The 25990-nt window shown below is 57.2% G+C and carries 26 protein-coding genes and 1 pseudogene; 13 read left to right on the forward strand and 14 right to left on the reverse strand.

What is annotated here, in order from left to right; translation table 11 throughout:
- Nucleotides 1-21 precede the first annotated feature (21 nt).
- Nucleotides 22-1368, reverse strand: a complete 1347-nt coding sequence (locus MKZ32_RS09990; RefSeq protein WP_239797128.1) for a PQQ-dependent sugar dehydrogenase — start codon at nucleotides 1366-1368, stop codon at nucleotides 22-24.
- Between the two features lie 14 nt (nucleotides 1369-1382).
- Here MKZ32_RS09990 and MKZ32_RS09995 point away from each other — a divergent pair, with 14 nt between their 5' ends.
- Nucleotides 1383-1748 carry a hypothetical protein gene (locus tag MKZ32_RS09995; RefSeq protein ID WP_239797129.1) on the forward strand — a complete coding sequence of 122 codons (366 nt, stop codon included), beginning with the start codon at nucleotides 1383-1385 and terminating at the stop codon, nucleotides 1746-1748.
- A 64-nt stretch (nucleotides 1749-1812) separates the two neighbouring features.
- Here MKZ32_RS09995 and MKZ32_RS10000 read toward each other — a convergent pair whose 3' ends face one another.
- Nucleotides 1813-2214 carry a hypothetical protein gene (locus MKZ32_RS10000; RefSeq protein ID WP_239797130.1) on the reverse strand — a complete coding sequence of 134 codons (402 nt, stop codon included), beginning with the start codon at nucleotides 2212-2214 and terminating at the stop codon, nucleotides 1813-1815.
- Nucleotides 2215-2719: 505 nt separating this feature from the next.
- Nucleotides 2720-3625, reverse strand: a complete 906-nt coding sequence (locus tag MKZ32_RS10005; RefSeq protein ID WP_239797131.1) for a LysR family transcriptional regulator — start codon at nucleotides 3623-3625, stop codon at nucleotides 2720-2722.
- 90 nt (nucleotides 3626-3715) lie between these two features.
- On the opposite strand from MKZ32_RS10005, the gene MKZ32_RS10010 reads away from it, so the two are divergent.
- On the forward strand, nucleotides 3716-4582 hold the full coding sequence (locus MKZ32_RS10010) for a pirin family protein (RefSeq protein ID WP_239798132.1): 867 nt from the start codon (nucleotides 3716-3718) through the stop codon (nucleotides 4580-4582).
- A gap of 44 nt (nucleotides 4583-4626) precedes the next feature.
- Entirely contained in the window at nucleotides 4627-5694 is a 1068-nt protein-coding gene (locus tag MKZ32_RS10015) for an alkene reductase (protein ID WP_239797132.1), read from the forward strand.
- Between the two features lie 477 nt (nucleotides 5695-6171).
- Here MKZ32_RS10015 and MKZ32_RS10020 read toward each other — a convergent pair whose 3' ends face one another.
- Nucleotides 6172-7206 carry an IS630 family transposase gene (locus tag MKZ32_RS10020; RefSeq protein WP_239796382.1) on the reverse strand — a complete coding sequence of 345 codons (1035 nt, stop codon included), beginning with the start codon at nucleotides 7204-7206 and terminating at the stop codon, nucleotides 6172-6174.
- 220 nt (nucleotides 7207-7426) lie between these two features.
- On the opposite strand from MKZ32_RS10020, the gene MKZ32_RS10025 reads away from it, so the two are divergent.
- Nucleotides 7427-7663, forward strand: a complete 237-nt coding sequence (locus MKZ32_RS10025) for a hypothetical protein (RefSeq protein ID WP_239797133.1) — start codon at nucleotides 7427-7429, stop codon at nucleotides 7661-7663.
- On the opposite strand, the gene MKZ32_RS10030 is transcribed toward MKZ32_RS10025, so the two are convergent.
- The gene (locus tag MKZ32_RS10030; RefSeq protein ID WP_239796881.1) at nucleotides 7648-8688 is read right to left on the reverse strand and encodes an IS630 family transposase; all 1041 of its coding nucleotides are present in this window, start codon (nucleotides 8686-8688) and stop codon (nucleotides 7648-7650) included. The two genes, MKZ32_RS10025 and MKZ32_RS10030, sit on opposite strands and share 16 nt — an antisense overlap.
- A gap of 72 nt (nucleotides 8689-8760) precedes the next feature.
- Here MKZ32_RS10030 and MKZ32_RS10035 point away from each other — a divergent pair, with 72 nt between their 5' ends.
- The 9 genes from MKZ32_RS10035 to MKZ32_RS10070 all read left to right on the forward strand — a co-directional run bounded on the left by MKZ32_RS10035 (nucleotide 8761) and on the right by MKZ32_RS10070 (nucleotide 18199).
- On the forward strand, nucleotides 8761-9384 hold the full coding sequence (locus tag MKZ32_RS10035) for an alpha-hydroxy-acid oxidizing protein (protein ID WP_275584323.1): 624 nt from the start codon (nucleotides 8761-8763) through the stop codon (nucleotides 9382-9384).
- A 332-nt stretch (nucleotides 9385-9716) separates the two neighbouring features.
- Entirely contained in the window at nucleotides 9717-10070 is a 354-nt protein-coding gene (locus tag MKZ32_RS15720; RefSeq protein ID WP_420887762.1) for a pirin family protein, read from the forward strand.
- Nucleotides 9998-10408, forward strand: coding sequence for a cupin domain-containing protein (locus tag MKZ32_RS10040; RefSeq protein WP_420887729.1), 411 nt, complete (start codon nucleotides 9998-10000; stop codon nucleotides 10406-10408). The genes MKZ32_RS15720 and MKZ32_RS10040 overlap by 73 nt, the downstream gene beginning before the upstream one ends.
- Nucleotides 10409-10486: 78 nt before the next feature.
- On the forward strand, nucleotides 10487-11986 hold the full coding sequence (locus tag MKZ32_RS10045; protein WP_239797135.1) for a catalase: 1500 nt from the start codon (nucleotides 10487-10489) through the stop codon (nucleotides 11984-11986).
- 46 nt (nucleotides 11987-12032) lie between these two features.
- Complete coding sequence (gene ygiD / locus MKZ32_RS10050) at nucleotides 12033-12896, forward strand: 4,5-DOPA-extradiol-dioxygenase (protein WP_239797136.1); 864 nt, start codon at nucleotides 12033-12035, stop codon at nucleotides 12894-12896.
- On the forward strand, nucleotides 12896-15715 hold the full coding sequence (locus tag MKZ32_RS10055) for a cation-translocating P-type ATPase (RefSeq protein ID WP_239797137.1): 2820 nt from the start codon (nucleotides 12896-12898) through the stop codon (nucleotides 15713-15715). Before ygiD ends, MKZ32_RS10055 begins: the two co-directional genes overlap by 1 nt.
- Nucleotide 15716: 1 nt before the next feature.
- Nucleotides 15717-16700: a calcium/sodium antiporter gene (locus MKZ32_RS10060; protein WP_239797138.1), complete on the forward strand. Its 984-nt coding sequence runs from the start codon at nucleotides 15717-15719 to the stop codon at nucleotides 16698-16700.
- Between the two features lie 93 nt (nucleotides 16701-16793).
- Nucleotides 16794-16934, forward strand: a complete 141-nt coding sequence (locus MKZ32_RS10065) for a hypothetical protein (protein WP_239797139.1) — start codon at nucleotides 16794-16796, stop codon at nucleotides 16932-16934.
- A 365-nt stretch (nucleotides 16935-17299) separates the two neighbouring features.
- Nucleotides 17300-18199 (forward strand): universal stress protein, encoded by a 900-nt coding sequence (locus MKZ32_RS10070; RefSeq protein WP_239797140.1) that lies wholly within the window; start codon nucleotides 17300-17302, stop codon nucleotides 18197-18199.
- An 82-nt stretch (nucleotides 18200-18281) separates the two neighbouring features.
- On the opposite strand, the gene mnhG is transcribed toward MKZ32_RS10070, so the two are convergent.
- The 9 genes and pseudogenes from mnhG to MKZ32_RS10115 form a co-directional block, all read right to left on the reverse strand.
- A complete protein-coding gene (gene mnhG, locus MKZ32_RS10075; RefSeq protein ID WP_239797141.1) occupies nucleotides 18282-18656 on the reverse strand; it encodes a monovalent cation/H(+) antiporter subunit G in 375 nt (124 codons plus the stop codon).
- Entirely contained in the window at nucleotides 18653-18931 is a 279-nt protein-coding gene (locus MKZ32_RS10080; RefSeq protein WP_239797142.1) for a K+/H+ antiporter subunit F, read from the reverse strand. Before MKZ32_RS10080 ends, mnhG begins: the two co-directional genes overlap by 4 nt.
- On the reverse strand, nucleotides 18928-19449 hold the full coding sequence (locus MKZ32_RS10085; RefSeq protein WP_239797143.1) for a Na+/H+ antiporter subunit E: 522 nt from the start codon (nucleotides 19447-19449) through the stop codon (nucleotides 18928-18930). Before MKZ32_RS10085 ends, MKZ32_RS10080 begins: the two co-directional genes overlap by 4 nt.
- On the reverse strand, nucleotides 19446-21074 hold the full coding sequence (locus MKZ32_RS10090; protein WP_239797144.1) for a monovalent cation/H+ antiporter subunit D: 1629 nt from the start codon (nucleotides 21072-21074) through the stop codon (nucleotides 19446-19448). Before MKZ32_RS10090 ends, MKZ32_RS10085 begins: the two co-directional genes overlap by 4 nt.
- A complete protein-coding gene (locus MKZ32_RS10095) occupies nucleotides 21071-21415 on the reverse strand; it encodes a Na+/H+ antiporter subunit C (protein ID WP_239797145.1) in 345 nt (114 codons plus the stop codon). The genes MKZ32_RS10090 and MKZ32_RS10095 overlap by 4 nt, the downstream gene beginning before the upstream one ends.
- Nucleotides 21415-24327, reverse strand: a complete 2913-nt coding sequence (locus tag MKZ32_RS10100) for a monovalent cation/H+ antiporter subunit A (protein WP_239797146.1) — start codon at nucleotides 24325-24327, stop codon at nucleotides 21415-21417. The genes MKZ32_RS10095 and MKZ32_RS10100 overlap by 1 nt, the downstream gene beginning before the upstream one ends.
- A gap of 140 nt (nucleotides 24328-24467) precedes the next feature.
- Complete coding sequence (locus tag MKZ32_RS10105) at nucleotides 24468-24731, reverse strand: hypothetical protein (RefSeq protein ID WP_478210038.1); 264 nt, start codon at nucleotides 24729-24731, stop codon at nucleotides 24468-24470.
- Between the two features lie 158 nt (nucleotides 24732-24889).
- The gene (locus MKZ32_RS10110) at nucleotides 24890-25609 is read right to left on the reverse strand and encodes a pirin family protein (RefSeq protein ID WP_239797147.1); all 720 of its coding nucleotides are present in this window, start codon (nucleotides 25607-25609) and stop codon (nucleotides 24890-24892) included.
- A 108-nt stretch (nucleotides 25610-25717) separates the two neighbouring features.
- Nucleotides 25718-25965: pseudogene (locus MKZ32_RS10115) on the reverse strand (transposase); the annotation flags it as partial.
- Nucleotides 25966-25990: the final 25 nt, after the last annotated feature.

Consider the following 25990-nt stretch of genomic DNA (forward strand, 5'->3'; position numbering starts at 1 on the left):
TTGCAAACTGATCTAACTTAGTCATTTGCGAGTCACCCTGAAAATCGTGCCGTTGGCGTCGTCGCTCACCAGCAGCGCGCCATCGCGAGTGACGGCCACTCCGGTCGGCCGGCCCCAGACAGTGTCGTTGTCCACGAAGAATCCGGTCATGAAGTCTTCGTACTCGCCGGTCGGATTGCCATTTTTCATGCGCACACGGACCACCTTGTATCCAGTCCTGTCGGGCCGGCTATGCGAGCCGTGCATCGCAACGAAAGCATCGCCGCGGTATTCGGCAGGGAAGGCCGTGTGATCGTAGAACGCGACGCTGAGCACGGCTGAATGCGCCTGGAATAACACTTCCGGCACCCGCACGTGTGCCTTGAGATCGGGACGCTTCCCCTTCCATGCGGGATCTTCATTGGCACCGAGGTAGTACCAGGGCCAGCCGAAAAAATCGCCGTCCTTCACGCGCGCCATGAAATCGGGCACCAGGAAGGGGCCGAGATGGTCGCGCTCGTTAACCACGCACCACAGATTGTCGGTACCAGGCTGCATCACCAGCCCCGAGCAGTTGCGCAGTCCGGTAGCGTAGTTGCGAAGTTTCTTCCCCTGCAGGTCGAACACGCGGACCATGGCGCGGCTCTCTTCTTCGGCCCAGGGAGCGCCGCGGCTCTGGGCTTTTTCATGCGCCCGGATTTCTTCGAGTTTCATCTCGGGCATGCTGATTCCAGAATTGGAGGCCGAGCCGATGGAGACGAACAGGCGCTTGCCGTCGCGCGACAGAGCCAGGTCGCGCGTCCAGTGGCGCTTGGTTGGAATGTTGTCGATGACTACTTCGGCCGGACCTGCTGCTTTGACGTTCCCGCTGCGATAGGGGTAGCGCACTACCTGGTTCGCCGCCGCCACATACACATAGAGAGGATCGGCGGCAGGATGGAAGACGATACCATAGGGACGATCCAGATTCTCGGCGAAGACCTCGGGCTTGGCCGGCGCGCTCGCGTTGGCGCGGAACACGAGCACCCGTCCGGTGCCGCTCTCCGACAGGAAGATGTCGCCATTCGGCGCGACCCTGAGCGTGCGCGGCTGCTTGAACCCGCTGGCGAACACCTCCACCGCGAAGCCTTCCGGTACCTTCGGCAGCGCGCCCGGCGACGGCGGGATCACCTTCACGACGCCGGCCACCGATCCTTCAGGGTCGGTGGGCGTCACCGTCGTCGGCAGGTCCGATCGCTTGATGTGGTACCGCACGCCCGGAGCGTCGGAGCGCCAGTCGGAAGTAGGCATGCCGGGGCTGCGTGTCGCGTCCGCTTGGGCATGGGCGAGCGTGGCCGCAAAAATCAGTGGGGCATGAAGGAGAAGGATGGAAAATTTCGGGACGTGCATATAGGCCTCCGTTGATGCTGACTTTCGTGAAGATCCGATCTTCTCAATCCGCCTGCCCGCATCGCCGAAAAAGTTTCAGCGCGGAACGGCGGGCGGTCAAAGCCGGGCTGCTGATTAAGAATCCGCCACCGACAATTCGATTGTCTACCAGAACTCTAACGGTGCGCTTGGAGCGCCCCCCATTCTATGCGCCCCCTGCGAACGGTCAGGTCTCATACTGTTCGGATAGCGCGCTTGACGGAGTATTTTATCTGTTCAAGACGTTGATTTTATTTAATTTATTTTTCTTAACCGAACAATATTTAGACCTCACCCTGTTGCTGCTTGAACATTACAGTTTGCGCCGACCAGAAAGAACTGATCGGCCTAATCTGGACTGAACAGTAAGCAGCCGACTTTATCGGTGATCAGCAAACGTGGTGTTAGTTGTGAGGGACACCCGCTCTACGGTAGCGGTAGCCATTTCGGGCCAATGCTATGGGTGGTGCAGTTAATGCGTCGTCCTGACTTTCCTTCTTTGAAAATTTCATCCGACTTAGAGATAATCTCTTCCGCATAGGCCTGTGAATCACCTGACGGGGTGGTGGCTACAACAAATACAACACCTTCACTAAGTTTTTGCATAAAATAAGCGTCTGTAACAATACCTTTTTGCCGGTAGCCGTTCATTAAAACCAGTAGCTTTGGGAACATTTTTAAAAAATCTGACCCGGGCGATTTGTGGAGATTGTCAGTTTCACACATTACCAAAGTGTTCGACCCAACCATACTTTTTATATCTGCAAACACTGGAGATACAAAAAAAACAGATAACAAAATGAATAAAATACTCTTTACTTTTCTCATGATTTTCTCCTATGCATCTAAATTAAATTAATTTTTTAAAATATACAATATAGATTGTACCTGACATGAATATTACAATATATTAATGTGTGAATAACAATAAATTTTAGACATGGTCTCAAAAACACTTGATTTTGGTAACACTTGCACAGGTTAGTCTGCCAAAGTTCTTAGCACAACTTCTATTTCAACATTTTCGAAAAGCGCTAATTTTTAATTAAACAGCGCGCTTAATTGTGTATAACCCAGCATCTCAAGCCAAGTATAGGAAAAATAAAGCACCTTTCATGAGCATTGAATGTACTGAAAGCTGGCTCGGCTGTCAAACAGTGGGATAATCGATCGAAAATGACTGTATTCCGGTTTAGTTAGCACGAAAAGTGAAAGATTTTGCCGCGTTTTGGCGCATCAGGAAAGGCGCCCAGAGGCAAAGGTTAGCAAAGGGCAACGGGTCACATCACACGACCAACCCCGTGCAGAATGCGAGCATCAATATTTTCCTCGATCACCCTTTCTCCATAAACTGCTCAAGATGTGCAAGAAAGGCGCGTGTCTTGACGGGCAGGTAGCGGCGCATGGGCATCACGGCCCAGGCGGGCACGGCGGGAAGGCGCCACTTCGGCAATATCCGCACCAAACGTTGGTGATGTACATCTTCTACTACGAAACGATCCGGTAACGCACCGATGCCCGCACCATCCAGTAAAAGCTGCTTGATCATGTCAGGTGAATTCAAGGTGAGACGTCCGGGGAGAACCCCTTCCCAAACAATCTTGCCATTTGTGAGTTTCCAAGGGACTGCGCTTCCTCGCGCCGAGAGTAAACGAACCGCCGTATGACGTTCTAACTCATCAGGATGCTGCGGTGCAGAATGAAGCGCGAGATAGATGGGGCTGGCGTACAGGCCGAAACCAAGCGCGTCGATCTTGCGCGCCACCAGCGTGGAGTCGCTTTCCAGCACCCCCATGCGAATGGCAAGATCGAAGCGTTCGCCGATCAGATCAACGCGTCGTGAAGACAGATCCAGATCAAGTTGTATCTCGGGATAGGTTTCGATGAAGGTGGCGATGGCGCGCGAGAAATGTTGCTTGGCATAGTCGCCCGGCATGGAAACGCGTAGTCGTCCGCGCGGCTGCACATCCTGACTGCGCACGAAATCTTGTGTGATAGCAACCTCTTCTGCAACGCGTCGGCAATGATCAAGGAATTCCTGACCAAAGTCGGTGAGTGTGAGTCGACGAGTCGTGCGCAACAGTAGCCGCTGCCCCAGTGCTGCTTCAAGATTCGTCAAGCGGCGAGAGACCGTGGCTTTGGGCATGGCGAGATGTTCGGCTGCACGCACCAAACTTTCTTGTTCGACGATGGTAGCGAACAGAATGTAGTCGTCAGCGGAGATATTCTTTTGTTCCATTTGTGGAACAGCTTATCCCATCTTCATGGCTTTATCTATCTTTTCGAGCCGTCTAAGATGTAGTCACATTAATTTAATGGAGAAATGAATATGAATACCATCAATCAAACAACGCTGCATCAATCGCGTGGCGTCGAGCGCATCATCGAAGGAGTTGCCACCTCGGACGGCGCCGGCGTGAAGCTCACTCGCGTACTGACGGGCAAACTGCAGCACCGCCTTGATCCATTTTTGATGCTGGATGCATTCGGCAGCGATAACCCGGACGACTACATCGCGGGTTTCCCGGATCACCCGCATCGGGGTTTCGAGACAGTAACCTATATGCTGTCCGGACGGATGCGGCATCGTGACAATGCAGGACACGAGGGGCTGCTGGAACAGGGTGGCGTTCAGTGGATGACCGCTGGGCGCGGCATTATTCATTCTGAAATTCCCGAGCAAAAAGACGGTGTGATGGAAGGTTTTCAGCTGTGGCTCAACCTGCCCGCGAAGGCCAAGATGGGCGAGCCGTGGTATCGCGACATTGGAAGCCAGGAGATTCCAGAATACATAACGGCAGAGAACGTTACCGTGCGTGTCATTGCCGGAATGAGTAACGGTGTGGCAGGTGTCGTTACACGCGAAGAGACCGAACCCATGTATTTGGACATTCACTTGCCTGCGGGCGCTTCATTCTCGACGGCATTGCCCGCCACGCATAACGCGTTCATTTACGTCTATCGCGGCACGGTGAAGGTGGGTGACACGCCGGTGGAATCGCATCGCATGGGTATTTTGAGCAACACACCGCAAGCCGATGGCGTGACGCTCACAGCGACAGACGATGCGCGTCTGATTCTGATCGCTGGCCGGCCGCTCAACGAACCCATCGTGCAGTACGGGCCGTTCGTGATGAATACGCAGGAAGAGATTCATCAGGCAATGGACGATTTCCGCAACGGGCGCTTTGCATAGGCTTCAAGTTTTTTTACGATTCATTCAACAGAAGGAAAAATTATATGACCACTACCCTGTTCACCCCCACCACGCTAGGCAAACTGCAACTGAAGAACCGCATTGTCATGGCACCCCTGACGCGTTCACGCGCCATCGGCAATGTGCCGAACGAACTGATGGAAAAATATTACCGACTGCGTGCGGGAGCAGGACTCATCATTACTGAAGGCACATCGCCATCGCCGAACGGACTCGGCTATGCGCGGATTCCCGGCATATTTAACGATGCACAAGTACAAGGCTGGCGGCGAGTGACGGACGGTGTACATCAGGCGGGTGGCAAGATATTTATGCAACTGATGCATACTGGGCGGGTTAGTCATCCCGCGAATATGCCTGCCGATGCCAGGGTGCTCGCGCCATCCGCCATTGCCACGCCAGGTGAAATGTGGACGGACAGCAATGGATTGCAACCGCATCCTGTTCCCATTGCAATGAACGAAGCCGATATTGCTCAGGCTATCGCCGAGTATGCAGCTGCCTCCAAGCGGGCGATCGAAGCTGGATTCGATGGAGTAGAGTTGCATGGGGCGAATGGCTACTTAATCGATCAATTTCTTAACTCCGCTTCCAATCAGCGCACTGACCGCTGGGGCGGCAGTATTGAAAATCGCATTCGCTTCGCCGTAGAAGTTGCCAAAGCTGTCGCCGTGGCTATCGGTGCAGATCACATCGGTATGCGCATCTCACCTTATGGTGTATTCAACGGAATGACTCCCGATGCTGAGATGGACGCGTTGTACGAGCGCTTGATCGCCGAATTAAACAGCATCGGCTTGGTTTATATCCACATTGTCGATCACAGCTCGATGGGCGCACCGGAAGTTAGCCCAGCGTTGAAGGCAAAGATACGTGCCACGTTCAAAGGAAAATACATTTTGTCAGGCGGCTATGATTTGACTCGCGCGAACATCGATCTCAATTTGCAACGTGGCGACCTCGTCGCATTCGGCCGCCCATTCATCTCCAATCCCGATCTGGTGGAAAAATTACGCAATGACACCCCATTGGCATCACCAGACTCCAATACCTTTTATACACCGGGAGAAAAAGGATACACCGACTATTGATGCAAGCAATGACTATGACAGAGTCATTGCTGCTAGTCTTAACTGCGTCAAATTTAAACGAGCCTTGCGATAACGATCCATTCTCATATCGAGGTATGAGCGTAATGAGAAGGCTGGCGGAATTTGAACATCATCTTGAGCACCCGTGCGAAGTATTGGAAAGTGTGGGTTGCGTCCCCATGAGAATAAGAAATTTGCTTATTTTAATTTGTTAGCACCTCTGTACTATGTACTCCTCATACGGGCATGGCGACTAGAGCTGGACAATGAATCGCCTGGCTTTGTTGCATCCGTCCTTAGATAGGAGAAACTTCAATCCTTGGTTAAGCGCCAGTGATTACTTCAAGCCAGACATCGGCTTTGAGCACGGGACGTACAAGCAGCAAAAATGAACGAAAATGACTTTATGAAGCTTAACAATATTTAAGATAACAGTTGTTTAAATCCATCTATTATTGACCCGGCCATTAAATAGTTTCAAGCGGCATATTTTACGCGTGGGTCTTGAAAGTAAGAAGCGACGCGTCTAGGGTTGCTCTCCAGCATTGTCATGTGATCGTTGGCAGCGGCACGCAATTTCTCCTTGGTACGCACCTGCACTTTCGATCCGATAGCCTGCTTCAAGTCTGAATTCAACCGCTCTTCCGGATTCAATTCCGGACTGTAGCTGGGCAAATAGAAGCATTCGATTTTTTCCTTGTTTTTTTCCAGCCAAGCCTTCACGGGTTTGCTGTGGTGCACTCTCAAATTATCCAGAATCAAGAACACTTTTCTCCCCGCATCCTTGATCAGTAGTTCAAGGAATTCAATGAGCCGATCCGAGTCGAAATTTCCGTCGATAATCTGCCAACGTGCACAGCCTTTGTTGGTTACAGTGGCAATCATCGATAGCCGCTGCCGCGTACCGGGTGCATAGGCCACCGGCGTTTTTCCCTTAGGCGCAAAACCACGCCCGCGTACATCGGTATTAACCAGTGCCGTCTCATCACCCCAGTGAATTTCTCCGCCCTCGGTACGGGCGCGCCTGGCAATCTCCGGATACTGCTCGTCGAGCCATTGCTTTACCGCCTCCGGTCGCTGTTCGTACGCTTTCTTGATTGGCTTTTGGGGTGTAAATCCCCAACGTTTGAGATAATGCCCTACCGTCCGGATCGGCATGGAAATATGGTACTCCTGCTTGATTAACTGACTTACCGCGGCACGATTCCACAACGCAAAATCCATTTTCATCTGCTCAGGGCGTTTCTCGCAAATGAACTGTTGCAATAGCCGCTCTTGTTCTTCGGACAGGCTGCGGTTCTCACCTGCACGACGGCCTCGCTTTCCGGGTTTTATTCCAGCCGTGCCGCCTGTTTCATAGAGTCGAATGATCTTCCTTACAGCGGGGTAGCTCAACTCCGAAACTTGAGCTATTTGCGCGGGGGTGCCACCACGCTTATGTAGCCGGATAACTTGCCTGCGGCGTTCATGCAGTGCTTCGTCTTTGAGGGTTCTGGCGTCTATTTTTTCCATGCAACTATGGCATGCAAAATCACCAAAAGTTCAAACTATTTAATGGCCGGATCTATAAGGCAAGAAAAAATCCACTTGAAAAATAAAAGAAATCGACAAGGCAAATTGAGGAAATATTTACCAAGCCGATCGAACCTGGAAAAAATCCAGTTACCCAGATTCAACATTCTTTATTCCACTTTTCTGTATTGGAAAATACAGCACTCGTTTGGTGACAGCCATGTTGCATTTACTTTGCCCCTTGCGCTACGTTATAGCACTCGTCTTAGGTCTGCAGCTTGTCAATCCTGCCGCTGCGGCTGAACCTGAATGGTTGTACGCGGTAAATCCCGGCGACACTTTGATCAGCGTTGCGGCAGACTATTTGGCCAATCCCAACGACTGGCACCAGCTTCAAAAACTCCATGACGTGACTGAACCTATTGATCCGGCACGAATTATTCATGAAGCCGCGTAGGCGACTTTTGGGTCGCCGAAATAACGGCGCACGCGTTCGGGGTTTTGCTCAAGCATGGTCATGTGATCAGTCGCAGCAGCTCTGAGTTTTGCCTTGGTGCGCACTGGCACCTTTGAAGTGATGACGTGTTTGAGATCCGCATTCAGTCTTTCTTCGGGGTTGAGTTCAGGGCTGTAGCTGGGCAAGTAGAACAACTCGATTTTCTGTGCGTTCTCGGCAGCCCAAGCCTTTACAGGTTTGCTGTGATGAACTCTCAAGTTGTCCAGTATCAGAAACACCTTGCGGTCTGTATCCTTGATGAGCGCCTCCAGAAATTCAATGAGCTTGTCGGAGTTAAATGCCTCATCAATAATCATCCAGCGCGTTTTACCCTGATTGGTTACCGTCGCAATCATCGATAGCTTGTGGCGCGTGCCGCCTACTGCGAACGTCACAGGTGTCTTGCCCACCGGCGCATAGCTCCTGCCTCTGACATCCGTGTTGACTAGCGCCGTCTCGTCGCCCCAGTGAATTTCCGCACCTTCTGTTTTTGCTCTGGCTTCAATGGCCGGATATTGTTCATCAAGCCAAGCCTGGACGGCTTCAGGCCGCTGCTCGTATGCTTTTTTAATGGGTTTTTGTGGTGTAAAACCCCAACGTGCCAAGTAGTTGCCTACTGCCCGAATAGACAGCTTGATACCGTGCGCCAGCTCAATGTGCTGGCGCACAGCGGGCCTGCTCCATAGCGCAAAATCCATCTTGAGTTGTTCGGGGCGTCTGTCGCAGATGGTTTGTTGAATCGCCAGCTCTTGGCTAACCGTCAAGCGGCGTCCACTGCCAGGTTTTTTACCCCGAACGCCGGGCTTGAGTGCCCCCGAACCTTCAGCCTTATACAACCGCAGCGCCGTATTGACTGCCGTCCAGCTCAGTCCCGTTTGCACCACGATCTCCATCACCGCCACACCTTTGCGGTGCATACGAATAACTTGCTTGCGTCGTTCATGCAGTACTTCTCGCGACTGCTTGCGGGCATCTTCTTTTTCCATACTCCATAGACATCGAAAACCAATAAAAATTCATTTATAAATCGTGCCGGGTCTATAAGCGGCTCATGTCTCCTGCTCACCCAGAACACGCAAGTGAGCCTAGCGGAAATGATGCTCTTTGGAAAAACTGGCATGGCCCAAACGGTTATCGAGTTGAATCGAGGCAACCTGGACACCCACGTAACGGAACAGCAGAAACCATCCGCACGTTATGAAATCAAGTCACGCGCGCTCAATCTGGTTGTGCGAGGAACCCGCTTTCGCGCCCATGTGAGCAACATAGATCACATCTCGCGTAGCGAAGTGCTTGCGGCGATCCAGGTCTCCAATCACGGCGGACGCGCGCTCGACGGCACGCCGGCCGTCATCACCGTGCTGCCTTCGATCGCGGAGGTGGTCAAGGGCGACGTGCCCCTGATTCTGGACAGTGGCATCCGGCGCGGCACCGACGTAGTGAAGGCGCTGGCGCTGGGCGCCAACGCGGTACCCATCGGCCGGCCGGTCATGTTCGGCCTGACCTTGGGCGGTGCGAGCGGCGTCGATAGCGTAATCAACTACTTGCGCCGCGAAACCGTGAACACCGTCCTGCACTTGGGCGCCAACCGCATCGGCGCGCTCGGCCGACAGCACTTGCGCCAGTCCGCTGCGCCGGGCACGCAAGTGCCGGTGCAAGCGGGCGCGGACCGGTTAGCCTAACGACCGGCCGAATGAAGAGGCACCCGTAAGTGTCACGAACCGGTTCAGACAAGTACCACGAAGCGCCGCGGGTTGGCCTGAGGAGCCGAACCGCAGGCGTGCGCACCCCCCCGTGCAACGTGGGCACGTCTAAAGCTTGGGCGACAGGCTCCATCGCTATCGCGGCCCGTTAATCCACTTTTTAAAGGACAAGAACCATGACAACCACTCAACTGCATCAACGCGACGTCACCAGGGTCGACGCCCCCTCAATCGGCCGGGGGGCATGAGCGGCGACCATCGCGTGCGCCTGCTCGTTGCGCTGGGCAGCGACCGACCCATTCCTGCTGCTGATGGAAGACTGGTTCCCGGTCGGCGTGTTCGATCACCATCCGCATCGCGGCATCGAGACGTTGACGTATGTGATCGACGGCGTGATCGATCATTACGACAACCATGGCAACAAAGGCACCCTTCACCCCGGAGACGTCCCATGGATGGCGGCAGGGCGCGGGCTGATCCACAACGAGCAGCCGGCTGCGGGGCTGACCGTCCATTCGTTGCAGCTTGGGTCAATTTGCCAAGGGCTGACAAACTCGTCCCGGCGCACTACCAGGACATCCTCGCTGACGAAGTGCCGGTGCGTCACGAAGCCGGAGCAAAAATCCGGGTGTTCTCCGGCGTCTCCGACGTCTCCGGCGAGTTGAAATCGCCGACGCAGAACCATACACCCGTGACCATGGTTGAAATCCGGTTGCAGCCCGGTGCCATCATCGAGCAAAACCTTTCTGCCGACTACAACGGCTTCGTCGTCGTTTTCACCGGCAGCGCAGCCATCGGCGCCGCATCCACTTTTGTCGAGGCTGGACAGGTCGCTTGGTTGGCACAGAGCCAAGCACCCAGCGGCGTCTCCCTGACCGGTGGCGAGCACGGTGTGCGGGGCCATCCTGTTCGCGGGAAAGCCGCTGCGCGAGGCGGAATTCCGCGCCCAGAGCGAACAGTTTGGTTTGTAGAAACGGTTGCCGAGCCGTTCGCAACGGTCTAAACTGGCTTCTCGGCTCAATGTGCGGTTGGGCCCAAGCGTACGATTGCAACACAGCACTCCTCAATGAAAGGAAATCCCATGAGCAGCCTTGACAAGAACAGTGTTTCGGGTTCGACCACCGGTTCCGGCGCGTCCGCCGAGAGTGACCGCAACTCTCTGACCATCGGCGCCGACGGCCCGATCGTCCTGCACGACGTGCATTTCCTGGAGCAGATGGCGCACTTCAACCGCGAAAAGGTGCCCGAACGGCAGCCGCACGCCAAAGGCTCTGGCGCCTTCGGTGTGCTACAGGTCACCGAGGACGTCTCGAAGTACACCAAGGCGGCGTTGTTCCAGAAGGGCGCGTCCACCGAGATGCTGGCGCGCTTCTCCACCGTGGCGGGCGAGCAAGGCAGCCCCGACACCTGGCGCGACGTGCGCGGCTTTTCGTTGAAGTTCTACACCACCGAAGGCAACTACGACCTAGTCGGCAACAACACCCCGGTGTTTTTCGTGCGCGACCCGATGAAGTTTCCCCACTTCATCCGCAGCCAGAAGCGCCTGCCCGACTCGGGCCTGCGCGACAACCACATGCAGTGGGACTTCTGGACCAACAATCCCGAGAGCGCGCACCAGGTCACCTACCTGATGGGCGAGCGCGGCCTGCCGCACAGCTGGCGCCACATGAACGGCTATGGCTCGCACACCTACATGTGGGTCAATGCGGCCGGCGAGAAGTTCTGGGTCAAGTACCACTTCCACACCCGCCAGGGCATGGCTTTCTTCAGCAACGCCGAAGCCTCGGCAATGGCGGGCTCAGACGCCGACTTCCACCGCCGTGATTTGTTCGAGGCCATTGCCGGCGGCAAGCATCCGGAGTGGACCGTGTCGATCCAGGTGATGCCCTACGCCGACGCGAAAAGCTACCGCTTCAATCCGTTCGACCTGACCAAGACCTGGTCGCACAAGGACTATCCGCTGATCAAGGTCGGCACGATGACGCTGAACCGCAACCCCGAGAACTTCTTCGCCCAGATCGAGCAGGCAGCGTTCTCCCCGGGCAACACGGTGCCGGGCATCGGCCTGTCGCCCGACAAGATGCTGCTGGGCCGGGCGTTCGCCTACGCCGATGCCCAGCGCAACCGCATCGGCACCAACTTCCACCAGTTGCCGGTGAACCAGCCAAAGGTGCCCGTCAACACCTACATGTTCGACGGCCAGATGGCCTACCAGCACAGCGGCAGCGCGCCGGTCTACGTGCCCAACAGCGGCGGCCGGCCCTGGGCCGACAGCACCGGCCCCGCGGCCGACGGCTGGGAAGCCGACGGCGCGATGGTGCGCAGTGCCTACACGCTGCACGCCGAGGACGACGACTTCGGCCAGGCCGGCACGCTGGTGCGCGAGGTGTTCAATGACGCCCAGCGAGCAGCGCTGGTCGACCAGGTTGCAGGTAGCCTGCTGGGCGGCGTGCGCAGCCCGGTGCTCGAACGCGCCTTCGGCTACTGGAAGAGCGTGGACGCCGACGTGGGACGGCGTATCGAAGAGAAGGTGCGCACCGGCGCGGCCGGCAAGCCGGCTGAGGGGATGGGCGAAAGTTGAAGTGATTTTCCCTGCAACGGCAGAGCAAGGTCACAAGGAACACGCCATGACCACTCCCTTACGCATGCCGGCCGCATTCATTGGCCACGGCTCACCGATGAATGCACTGGAGGTCAATGACTTCACGCGTTGCTGGCGCGAACTGGGGCGTATGATGCCGCGCCCGCGCGCAGTATTGGCGATCTCTGCGCACTGGTTCATCCAGTCCACGGCCCTAACAGCCATGGCGCAGCCGCGGGTGACCCACGACTTCTATGGTTTTCCGCCCGAACTGTTCGACGTCCGCTATCCAGCTCCGGGCAGCCCGGAGATTGCGCAGGAGATCGCGGATGTGGTGCGCCCTGGAGATATTGGTCTGGACCACGATAGCTGGGGTCTGGACCATGGCACCTGGTCGGTGCTGGTACACGTGTTCCCGGCAACGGACATCCCTGTGCTGCAGTTATCCATCCACGCCGGCGCGCCGTTGGCCTACCACATGGAACTCGGCGCGCGGCGCGCGCCGCTGCGCGAACGCGGTGTGTTCATCATCGGTAGCGGCAACGTAGTGCACAACCTTCGGCGCGTGAACTGGTCGTACGGCAACCGCGGTTTTGACTGGGGCGTGCGCTTCGATGCGCACGTGCGGTCCATCATGACGTCCGATCCCGCTGCACTGGCGGCGGTGGAGAAGCACCCCGACTACCCCCTGGCCGTGCCGACCAACGAGCACTTCCTGCCGCTTGCCTACCTGGCCGGGCTGTGCACCGCCGCTGGCGAAGCCGCGCAGCCGTTCGCCGCAGGCTGCACGCTGGGCTCCCTGAGCATGACCAGCTACCTGCTCGGCATGCAGCCACCCGTGGCTCGCACTAGCGGGGATGAGGCCCAATTGCTGCCTGCTGGCGTGCCGCCGGAACAGACCAACATCTGATGCTGCAAGCGCAGGTTCTAGTTCACAGCAGCCCCCCGATCGACAACCCTTCGCTCCTCGATGCCGAAGCGGTTGCCCGCGCGCTGGGCACCGACCTCGAAAGCGGGCTCGGCACAGGCGACGCTGCTGCCCGACTCGCACACGATGGCCCCAACGCGTTGCGCGCCGCCACGAGCGTGCCCACCTGGCGCCGCATCCTCGGCCAATTCCAGGATCCGCTGATCTACCTGCTGCTGGCGGCGGTGGCGATCGCGCTGGCGGCCTGGCTGGTCGAAGGCCGGCAGGGCTGGCCGGTGGACGCGATCGTGATCGCATTGGTCATCCTCTTGAACGGTGCGCTCGGCTACGCGCAGGAAGCCAAGGCCGGCAACGCGGTGGCTGCATTGGCCGGCATGACGAGCGCCACCTGCGCGGTGCTGCGCGGCGGCAAGCCGCTGCGCATTGCGAGCGCGGAGCTCGTTGTCGGCGACTTGCTGGTACTTGGCGAAGGAGACCTCGTCGGCGCCGATGCGCGGCTGCTGCGCACCGCTGCGCTGCGGGTGCAGGAATCGTCACTCACCGGCGAGAGCGAGGCGGTGCTGAAGGACGTGGCCACGCTGCCGGCACCGACGCCGCTCGGCGACCGGCTGAACATGGTGTTCAAGGGCACGGCGGTCGCGCAAGGCACTGGCCGGGCCGTCGTCACCGCGACCGGCATGTCCACCGAGATGGGCTCGATTGCCAGCATGCTCGATGCCACCGTTGAAGAGGCCACGCCGTTGCAGAAGGAGGTCAGCCGCATCGGCCGCATGCTCGGCATCGCGGTCATGATCATCGCCGTCGTCGTAGTCGCAACGATCCTGCTGATGTCGGACATCCGCGGCCCGTCTGACCTGATCACCGTACTGCTGCTCGGCGTGTCGCTGGCGGTGGCCGCAGTGCCCGAGGGGCTGCCTGCGATCCTGTCGGTGGTGCTCGCGATGGGCGTGCAGCGCATGGCCAGGCGCAAGGCCATCGTGAAGAAGCTGTCGTCGGTCGAGACCTTGGGCTCCGCTTCCGTGATCTGCTCCGACAAGACCGGCACGCTGACACGGTCCGAGATGACGATCCAGCGCGTCGTGACCGCCTCCGGCGACACGCTCGTCACCGGCGTAGGTTATGCACCCGAGGGCAAGGTCGAGCATGAAGGCGCGCAGATCCAGCCCGGCGCGTTGCTGAACGAGCAGATCGTGGTGCTTAGCGGCGGCAGCCTGGCGGGCAACGCCAACTTGCGCCAGGCGGACGATGGTCGATGGGAGATCCAGGGCGACCCTACCGAAGCCGCCTTCCTCGTCGCCGAACACAAGCTCGGTGCGACCGAGCGGCGCGAGCGCCGCTTCGAGCGCATCGGCGAGGTCCCGTTCACGTCGGACCGCAAGATGATGTCGACCATCGAGCGCGACCACGAGCACGCTGGCGAGATCGTGGTCATCACCAAAGGCGCACCTGACGTACTGCTCGAACACTGTACGCGTGCACGCGTCGGCATGGACGTCGTCGACCTCGACGACGAACTGCGATCGCGCGCCCTCGCCGACGTGGCCCGGCTCACCGACGAGGCCTTGCGCACGCTCGCCGTCGCCTACCGCCCGCTGGCCCCCGGGGAGCGTGCCGAGGCTTCGCCCGACCTGGAGCGCGACCTGATCTTCGTCGGCACCGTCGGCATCATCGACCCGCCGCGCCCCGAGGCCGCGGTGGCGATCCGCGAGGCGCACCGGGCCGGCATCCGCGTGATGATGATCACCGGCGACCACCCGCGCACGGCGGCGCGCATCGCCGCCGACCTCGGCATCGTCGAGCCGGGCGCGCAGGCGCTAACCGGGGCCGAGCTCGATGAACTCGACGCTGCTGGTCTCGCCGCTGCGGTGCGCGTGACCTCGGTCTACGCCCGCGTGGCGCCGGTGCACAAGCTGCGCATCGTCGATGCACTGCAAGCCGACGGCAACATCGTCGCAATGACCGGCGACGGCGTCAACGACGCGCCGGCGCTGAAATCGGCCGACATCGGCGTGGCGATGGGCATCACCGGCACCGAGGTGACCAAGCAGGCGGCGAAGATGATCCTCGTCAACGACAACTTCGCGACCATCGTCGACGCGGTGCGCGAAGGCCGCGGCATCTTCGACAACATCCGCAAGTTCCTGCGCTACTTGCTGTCATCGAACATGGGCGAGGTATTAACCGTCTTCCTCGGTGTCGTCGGGGCGGGCGTGATCGGCCTGACCGGCGGCAGTGAAGCCATCGTGCTGCCCTTGCTGGCGACGCAGATCCTGTGGATCAACCTCATCACCGACTCCGGCCCGGCGCTGGCCATGGGCGTGGACCCCGAGACCGACGACGTGATGGCGCGCAAGCCACGCAAGCCCACCGAGCGCGCCATCGACGCGCGCATGTGGTGGGGTGTGGTCGAGATCGGCTTGGTGATGGCGCTGGCCACGCTGCTGACCATCGACCTGTACCTGCCGGGCGGCCTGATCGAAGGCACGAACGATCTGGACAACGCCCGCACCGCCGGCTTCACGGTGCTCGTCTTGGCCCAGTTGTTCAACTGCTTCAATGCGCGCTCGGAGACGACCAGCGCCTTCCACCACCTGTTCGTCAATTCGTGGCTGTGGGGCGCCATCGCGCTGTCAGCCATCCTGCAGGTGGCAGTGGTGCACATCGGTTTCCTCAATGTGGCGTTCGGAACGGTGCCCCTGAGCCTCGAACAGTGGGCCGTGTGCCTGGCCATGGGCAGCACGGTGCTATGGTTCGGCGAACTGCGCAAGCTGGCGCTGCGCGCGTGGAGCGGGCGCAACTGAGATGCAGCCGCATCCGGCCATCATCTTTCTCGGCGGCCTGGTGGTCATCATCGTCGGCGCCGAAGTGCTGCTGCGCGGCGCGACACGCATGGCAGCGATGCTGAACATCCAGCCGATCCTCATCGGCTTGACCGTCGTCGCCATCGGCACCAGCATGCCCGAGCTGGCGGTGGGCATCACCGCCGCCTACGAGGGCAAGGGGCCGCTGTCCGTGGGCAATATCGCCGGCGGCAACCTCTTCATCCTGCTATTCGTGCTCGGCCTGAGCGCGCTGTATCGCCCGTTGCCGCTGAGGTTGCAGAGCATCAAGTTCGACGTGCCGGTGATGATCGCCACGTCGCTGATGCTGATCGCCATGGCCTGGGACGGCGTGCTCAGCCGCACCGAGGGCGCGATCCTGGTGGGCGCCTCGATTGCCTACTTCACGACGCTGGTGCGCCTGAGCCGGCGCGAAAGCGCGCGGATGAAGCTCGAGTTCGCGCAGGAATACAGCCCGAGTGCGCTGAAGACCCGCCCCAGCCCCCGGCAGTGGGCGTGGAAGGGGCTGCTGCTGGCGGGTGGCATCGCGCTGACGATCATCGGCGCCAACCTGCTCGTAGCCGGAGCCGTCGACATCGCCACGAGCTTCGGTGTTTCCGATGCAGTGATCGGTCTGACCATCGTCGCCTTCGGCACGAATGCGCCGGAGTTGACGACCACCTTGGTCGCCACGCTGAAGGACGACCGCGACGTCGCCATCGGCAATCTCATCGGCAGCAGCATCACCAACATCCTGGTCATCCTCGGCCTGATCTGCCTGGCCGCACCGGGGGGCATCGAGGTGAGCTCAGACGTGCTGCGCATCGACCTGCCGCTGGCCGCCCTGGTAGCCCTGGTGTGCCTGCCGGTGTTCAGGAGCGATCAGAAGGTCACGCGTCGGGAGGGCGCGTTCTTCGTTGCCGCCTACATCGCCTATCTGAGCTCGCTGCTGCTGTTGCGTACGTGAACAGCCGACGCGGCGAATGCCTCGTCGCTTGATCTCCATCAACCCGGGACGGGGACCTGCCTCGTAGATTTCAAGCTGGAAAAAAAGAGTCCCATGAACGCTCTAGCCGCCACCGCACCGCCTGCCGCGAGCACTTCCACCGCGAAGCAAGCCGGCCTCATCGCCGCGTTCGTGACGCTGCTCGTCATCACCTGGTTGTCGGGCGTAGCGGGCCTGCGGTCGGCGGGCAGGTGATGCTCGCCATTCCTCACCTTCGCGGTGATCGTGTGGATGACCGAGGCCCTCGACTACGCCGTGAGCGCCGTGGTCATCGGCGCGCGAGAAGGTGGTGCGCTACCGCGAGCTGGTGGCGATCGAGGCGGTGAGCCGCGAGAGCGCTGACGATCAATCGTCGCCGCTTCGAGTGCATGATGGATCGGCTTCGGTTCATGCGCGTGTTCCAGCGGGCGCTCGGCGAAGGTGGCTTCGCGGCGGCGTTTGATCGGAATCAAGCGCGAGGGATTGCTGTCTCAATAGTCTTCGGATACTCTGCGATGTAGAAGGCGTTTTAGCGTGATTCATTTACTCATATAGGTAGCTTCGTTTCAAGGAGCGGCAATATGCCAGGCATACAAAATCTTCTCGTCGCCACTGACTTTTCGGAACGGGCACAGAGAGCGGAAAAGCGCGCTGCTATGCTGTGTACGGGACACAAATGCAACACAGCGGAACTAATGACAGTGAGAGAGTCCGAGCAACTCGAGGGGCTTGCGCGACTCATGAATAAGTCACCTGAAGCAGCCAAGACAGAGGTTACCGATGCGGTTCTCCGCGAACTGCAGGCCCGGACCAGCGAGTTATCCAATGAATGCGGCGTCAAATTTACTTGCACCGTGCGATTCGGCCAGCCAGCCATCGAGATATCGGCCCGAAGTGAGGAAATTTTTGCAGACTTGATTGTAATTGGTGCGCACGGCGGCAACTTCTTCACCGATATCTTTCTCGGAAATACGGCCGATAAGTTGATCCGACGCTGTAGGCGACCTTTATTGGTCGTGAGAAACGAACCGGCTTCCCCATATCGAAATATCCTTGTTCCGGTAGATTTTTCGGATGATTCGAGGCAGGCGGCACAGTTGGCGCTCCAGATCGAACCACAAGCAGAAATCACGTTTCTTCATGCCTATGAAGTTATGTTCGCAAGTAAATTATCTTACGCAGGCGTTTCGCAAGACGCCATTGATCACTACCGTATAAAGACCCGCCAAGAAGCCCTTCTGACGATGAACAAGTTCATTGATGACCTCAATGCTCCGCGGCGGCGCATAATGCGCGACGTTGTTCTTGGTCATCCCAGTGCGATCGTGCGAGATCACGCTGAAAAAATGCAAACAGATTTAATCGTTATAGGAAAACACGGACGCTCACGCATCGAAGAATTGATTGTGGGCAGCGTTACTCGTGACACGATCCACTGGACAAAATGCGACATTATGGTTGTCCCTCCGCTCGCTGCGTAGGAACATTGGCATTCAGCGGAATGCTTTTTCAGAGCATTTCCATTCCTGAAATAGCTACATGCCTTGAAGCCAGTAATCGCTCTCATTCCTGCTCGGGAAAACGGTAGACGTCACCAGACGCAACCCCGCTGTCGCGTTTGCCGGCGCGTAGATCACGATACACCGCTGCCCGCATGATGAGCATTGACACGACCGGAGCAGTCATCAAGACAAAGACGGCGATCAGCAATTCATGAAGCACCAATCGCGATTGCAGCACGGTGAAATAAAGCATGGACGCAATCAGCAGACATCCGGCACCAAGCGTGACGGTAATTGCCGGACCATGGATGCGCTGATAGAAATCAGGCAGGCGCATTAATCCAAGAGCGCCAATCAGGATGATGCTTCCTCCTAGTATCAGTAACGGCACAAGCAAGGCCGCGGCCCATAGTGGGATGGTTTCCATTTCATTCATTCGATGATTTCTCCGCGCATCAGAAATTTTGCAAAGGCAATAGTTGACACAAAACCGAGCAGTGCAATAAGCAGCGCTGCTTCGAAATAGATCTGGCTGCCGAACCGCATGCCGAGGATCAGCGCCAGCAGCATACCGCACATCCACAGCGTATCCAGCGCGAGTACACGGTCATGCGCCGCTGGCCCGATCAACAGGCGAACGGTGCAAAACAGCATGGCAATCACGACGCAAATCAGCGCGTAGTTTATTGCCAGCGCCAGCAGGCTAATCATGGTGGGTTTTCCTCATGAATTTCCTCGTGAAAAATGTCGATAATGGGCTTTTCATAACGGGTCTTGATGGTAGCCACCCACCACTGTTCATCGTGCAGGTCGAACACGTGCAGCACCAATTCGTGCCGGTCCGGTAAAATTTCCACCCAAACAGTCCCCGGAGTCGAATTGATCAGGCATGACAACAATGCCAACCCATATGGGTTACGCAGGTCGAGCGGAATTTTAATGAATTGAGAGTTCATTCCATCCGGCTTGGGAAACAGGATCAAGCGGCTGACGGTAATCGCGGAATGCACAATTTCCACCAGCGCCATTCCCAGCAGGCGAATCAGCATTACGGGTTTTGCCAGTCGGGGATAGCCGATTGGCTGCATCAGGGGACGTGCCAGCAACGGCGCAACGATGGCAAGCACTGCGCCCAGCAGCAGATGGGCCGGGCTCAGACTCTGGTTGAGCAACAGCCAGAGCGCCAACAGCACTCCCGACAGCAACGGCGATGGCAGCCCGCGCTTCATTGCACTTCCTTTTTACCCAGCGGACCTGAGATGACGGGTTCCGACAGTACCTTGTCTATGTAGCGCTGGGGACGATGCAAATCTTCTGTCGTACGCTCCAGATAAGCGAGAACCGGTCCGGCTTGCACCGTCAGTACGACGCACAGCAGCAATAGCAGGCTGATCGGCGCCGCTTCGATGAATGGCAGGTGAGGCGGCGAAATTTTGCCTGCCGCCCAGAAGGTCCTCACGCCGAAGCGCAGCAATGCTATGGTGGCTGCCAGGCCTGACAGCAGAATCAAGGCCATCAGTGCCCAGGTAGCGGGGGTGGGAGTGCTGCCCGCTACGCCGGGATTGAGAAGCGCATGGAACAGACCGAATTTTGCAACGAAACCGGAAAGGGGCGGCAATCCTGCGATGATCAGCGCGCAGCCGGCAAACGACAGGCCAAGGAATGCGAGCGCGCCCGGGATACTCTCGCCCACCGGCTCATCAGGGGCTTCCTCGATTGTAAAGACTTCCATTGTCAATGCCAGAACCGCTGCGCCCGGTGAGCGAATACGTTCGATCAATTCGAGCAGCAGCATGAACGCCCCCAGCGCCAGAGTCGATCCGAGCAGGTAGTACAAACCCGCGGTCACCAGTGAAGGCTGTCCATAACCGATTACCGACAGCAGGATGCCGGACGAAACAATCGCGCCAAAGCCCGCCAAGCGTCCCGGTGCCTCGCTTGCCAGCATGCCAGCGGCGCCGTATACGATGGTAGCCATGCCCCCCCAAAGCAGGGCATCAAAGCCGAAACCGGCGGCAGCGCCGGCCTCGCCGGAAAAAATCAAAAGCCATACGCGAAGAATCACATACACGCCGACCTTGGTCATCAGCACGAGCATTGCCGCCACCGGGGGTGACGCCGCCGCATAGGTGGCCGGCAGCCAGAAACCAAGCGGCCACATTGCGCTTTTGGCGAGAAAGGCAATAGCCAGCACTGCCACACCAACTTTCAGCAACGCCAGTCCATCCGTGTTGATGGCAGACAGTCGCGCGGCCAGATCAGCCATGTTCAACGTACCCGTGCTGGCGTAGATCAGCGCAACACCGATCAGAAATAATAGAGAGGCTGCGAGGTTGATTGCGATGTACTGCATGCCGGCGCGGATACGTGTCACGTTGTAGCCATGCAGCAGCAGCCCGTAGGAAGCGGCCAGCATGACTTCAAAGAATACGAACAGGTTGAAAAGATCGTGCGTCAGGAAGGCGCCGTTGATACCCATCAGAAGGAACTGGAACAGCGAATGAAAATGCACGCCGATGCGGCTCCAGCGCTGCATGGAATACAGCAACGCAGCCGTCGCTAGTACCGCTGTCAGCAGCAGCATCAGTGCCGCCAGACGATCGGCTACCAGCGCGATGCCGAATGGCGCCGCCCAGTTCGCCGCCAGGTAAACGCCGATGCCTTGCGGCCAGTGGCCGCTATCGGCCATCCACATCAGTCGGGCCGCTACCGCGAGCAGGCAAATCGCCGACCCCAGGTTAATGAAAAACTTGAGATGATGGCGCCGTTCGTTGAGGGCAATCAGCAGCGCGCCGCACAGCAGCGGCAGCAACACGGGCACAACGATCAGGTGTTGATCCCATGCCAGGTTCATTGATCCGGCTCCCGGCCATCTACATGATCGGTGCCGGTCAGGCCGCGCGAGCCGATCATGATCACGAGATAGAGTGCCGTGGTGGCAAAGCCAATCACGATCGCAGTCAACACCAGCGCTTGCGGCAAAGGATCTGCAACCGTGGCCGGATCGGGCAAATGCGCGCCAAGCGTCAAAGGCGGGCGATCAATCCACAGACGTCCCATCATGAAGATGAACAGATTGACCGCGTAGGACATCAACAGCAGTCCAGTCAATACCTGGAAGGAACGCGGGCGCAGGATCAACCAGATACCCGATCCAAACAAAATACCGATGGCGAGCGCCATAACTAGTTCCATCAGATGGTCTCCGGTGCAGAAGCGGTCTGAGCGGCGGTAGGCATGCCTTGCGGCAGCCGGTGACTGCGTACTGACTGGTGCGCTAGCGCCAGCAGGATCAGCATGGTGGTGCCGACCACCGCCACGAACACCCCCAGGTCAAAAAAGAAGGCGCTCGGAACATGAATTTCTCCCAAGAGCGGCAGGTGCAAGCGTGCTGTGTGACTGGTGAGAAACGGATAGCCGAACAAAAATGCGCCGAGCCCCGTCAGACAGGCAATGACGAGTCCATACGCAATCCAGAGATGCGCTCGCAGGCCGAATCGTGATTCCACCCAGACCGTACCCGCCAGCATGTATTGCACGATGATCGCCACTGCAAAGATCAATCCGGCGACGAAACCGCCGCCCGGCAAATTGTGCCCACGCAAGAAAAAGTACGTCGCGACGACGATCATGAACGGCAGCAAGAAACGCAGATAAACGCCGGAGACCAACAGATATCCATTATTAGCTTGCTGCGCTGGTGCTTGCCGCGCCACCGGGTCGACGTCATTGGCCCGTTGCGCAGGGATGGCCATGCTCTCGGGTGCGGGGCGGAAGCGGCGCAGCAGCGCATATACCGTCAATGCCACAATGGCTAGCACGGTAATCTCTCCCATGGTGTCGAAGCCGCGAAAGTCAACTAGGAGCACGTTGACTGCGTTGCTTCCGCCGCCTTCGGACAGCGTGCGTAACAGGAAGAAATCGCCGATACCTTGCGGCGCTGGCCGCGTCAGGACCGCATAGCTAAGGGCGGCCATGCCTAAGCCGCCAACCACGGCAACCAGTATATCGCGCGAACGGCGAAGCCATACCCGATGCGACACCTGAATGTTCAATTCACGTGGCGTCAAACGCGGCGGCAGCCAGCGTAGGCCAAGAAGGATCAGCACCGTAGTGACGGTCTCCACCATTAATTGTGTCAATGCCAAATCAGGGGCCGACAGCCACAGAAAGGTCAGGCTGGTGACGATGCCGGTACCACCAACCAGCATGAGCGCGGCAAGACGATGATATTTCGCTTGCCAGGCGGCCGTCACTGCACACGCGCAGCCTATCAACCACATCAACGCGAACAATGCATCGGATCCTGCAATGACAGGTTTGGCAAATTTCGGCAAGGGCTGAACAAGCAATAGCGGTATGCCGACCAGTGCCACCATCAGCAGCAGCATTTGCGGTTGCAGACGTTGGGTGCCGAGCCATTTCACCAGCCAGGACGCCGCCACGCCCAAACGCAAGATCGTGGTCTCGTAGGCTTGCGCACCATTGAACCTGTTCAGTAGCGGCGTCTTGTCTCTAGTGGCAAGCGCAAAGTATTTGCGAAGCAAGACATAGAATGTGATTCCGCCCAGTAGCGCTATCACGCTCTTGAGAAGCGGCACGTTAAAGCCATGCCATATTTGCAGACTAAAGGCGGGCGTATGCTCGCCGAGCACGGACGCAACCGCAAGCTTGAGGGTGGGTTCCACGCTAGGGCCGGGTGCGATCCCGACCACCAGGCACAGCAAGACCAGTATCTCGACCGGGAATCGCATCCAGCGTGGCGGTTCGTGCGGCATTTTCGGCAAGACTTGAGTCGGCTTTCCAAAAAAGACGCTAATGAAACGCAAGGAATAAGCCACACTGAAGATTCCCATCATCACCGCGACGACCGACATCGACCAATCTTCCGTGCCGCCCACTAGCGCAGTTTCAGCAAAGAACATTTCCTTGGAAAGGAACCCGTTGAGGAGTGGCACGCCGGCCATTGCGGCGCTGGCTACGATGGCCAGCGTGCCCGTGAATGGCATTTGCCGATAAAGCCCGCGCAGTATGCGCATATCGCGGGTTCCGCATTCATGGTCAATGATACCTGCGGCCATAAACAAAGACGCCTTGAAAATGGCGTGATTGAAGGTGTGGAACACCGCCGCAACCATGGCAAGCGGTGTACCCAGACCCAGTAATAACGTGATCAGGCCCAGGTGGCTGATAGTCGAGTACGCCAGCAAACCCTTCATGTCATGCTGGAAAATCGCTGCGAAAGAGCCGAGCAGCATCGTACAGATGCCCGCGCCAGCGATGATCCACACCCATTCCTGGCTACCGGACAATGTCGGCCACAGACGTATCAGCAAAAATACGCCTGCCTTCACCATCGTGGCCGAATGCAGATAGGCTGACACGGGGGTAGGGGCGGCCATCGCGTGCGGCAGCCAGAAATGAAAAGGAAATTGTGCACTTTTGGTGAGCGCCCCAAGAGCGATAAAGATAAGCGCCGCCAGGTACCACGGATGCGCGCGCACCAAGTCACCTGCTGCCAGTACCGCGTCGAGGTCATAACTGCCGACGATGTGACCGAGAATCAGGACGCCGAATAACAAACACAATCCACCGGTCGCGGTAACTGTGAATGCCATGCGGGCACCGCGCCGGGCGTCGATACGATGATGCCAGTAGCCAATCAGAAGGAACGACGTGAGACTTGTTAGCTCCCAGAACACCACCAGCTGTATGAGGTTCCCTGAAAGCACTACCCCCAGCATGGCGCCCATAAAGGCAAGCAAAAAGGAAAAGAACCTTGGGACGGGGTCCTTGGGCGACATATAGTAGCGTGCGTACAGCATCACCAATAGGCCGATCACCAACACCAGCATGACGAACACCCAGGCAAGACCGTCCATGCGCAACGCGAAATCCACCCCATAGGCTGGCAACCATGTGGCGCGGTAATGTACGACTTCGCCATTGCCCACTTTCGAATAAAGAAGAGCCGCCACCAGCAACCCGGACAAGGTCACAACACTCGCCAGTATGGCCTCCCGATTACGTGCATTGGCCGGCATGCATGCCGCAACTGCACTGCCAACAAAGGGAAGCAAAATAAGAATCAACAGCAGCGTAGGCATCCGGCAGTGTCCGTTTTTAGGTCAAAAAAATTCTGACGAGCTGTCCAGTGGAAATGCATTCAAGTCAGATTAAGCTTCGCCCTCAGAACGGTCTAAGCGGACCATGATCAAATCACACTCTTTTAGGTTCAGGCCGGAATTTATACTGCCTGATACTTGCTGTCACCAATGCCGTTATCGATGAAGCTGGCTATTCGCTTCGGGTTGGAACCGTACATCGAGTACACGCAGTTCAAGCTGGCCACCCGGTACTTGCCACGCAATCGATTGGCCAATTGAAATCTCCAGAAGAGCACTGCCGACGGGCGCCAAAATAGAGACAGGATTAGGATGCGCATTTGAATCGGGGTAAACCAAAGCAAGTTCGTACTCTGTTCATCTCGAAAGAAAACAGTCGAGTTCATCGTCACCAGATAGCGACTCGAGAAATATTCGCGGTTTTATCTGCTTGCCTACTGTCAGAGCCTGTAACAGCAAACAGCCTTACGCTTTAAAATGTTTTTATCCAGACATTGATCTTGTACTTTATACCCCATACCTTAAACAATTTCATGGATGTATTTCAAAAGTCGGGCAATTCGCGAGCTCGCAAATCAAATACGAGAACCTCAGCATCGTGTCCATCGCTTAAAAATAGTGAATGTTCCTCCCGTACACGCAGTCCGTCTCCTTCTGACAATACCAGACCGTTAACTTTTATACTTCCGCCGGCTATATGTACGTATGCATATCGTCCTTCATTAAGGTTAAGTGTAGCCGATTCCCCATCAGAAAAAAAACCTGCATATATGCGTGCATCCTGGTGAACCCCTAAAGAACCTTCATTACCTTCAGGTGAGATAATGAGCCGTAACTTTCCTCTTTTTTCTTTCAATGAAAAATGTATCTGCTGATAGCGTGGGGCTACCCTCTTTTTATCCGGAACGATCCAGATCTGGAGAAAGTGAACCGGTTCACTTTTTGAGTGATTAAATTCACTATGTGCGATGCCAGTGCCTGCGCTCATCATCTGGACGTCACCAGGTTTGATTACCGATCCGGTCCCCATCGTGTCTTCATGTTCCAGAGCGCCGTCCAGGACATAAGTAAAAATCTCCATATCCTGGTGAGGATGTTTGCCAAAGCCTTGTCCTGGCGCAACACGATCATCATTAATTACAAGCAAATCCGAGAATCCAACTTGGGATGGGTCATGATATTGGCCAAAAGAAAACGTGTGTCGCGAACTGAGCCATCCATGCTCCGCTATTCCTCGTTCGTTTGCCTTGCGAATTTCCAGCATGGTTGTTCTCCTGTAAAGTAGGACGCCCTTGGAAAATAACTTAAGGGCTTCTCTAAATATTAATTTCGATGCGTATCTGAGACGACGCTCGAGTTTTTTTGCGCGGATTCAAGTTCGAAGTGCAACAGCCAGTGGTTGCTTGGTGTAGCGTACTTCTATCTCAAAGAATACCTCATGCGGGGTTCTAAATCCAAGTACTTTTCGAGGTCGGTGGTTGATCGCTCTACCGTCTCCTGCACTTGTTCCTCGGTGATGTCTGTCAGCGCCATGCCCTTGGGAAAGTACTGCCTCAACAGCCCGTTACTGTTCTCATTAAACCCCCGCTCCTAGGAGTAATAGGGATTGGCAAACTCAATTACCACCTACTAAAGTAGGTGGGCT

Source organism: Candidatus Nitrotoga arctica (assembly GCF_918378365.1).
Taxonomy (GTDB): Bacteria; Pseudomonadota; Gammaproteobacteria; order Burkholderiales; family Gallionellaceae; genus Nitrotoga; species Nitrotoga arctica.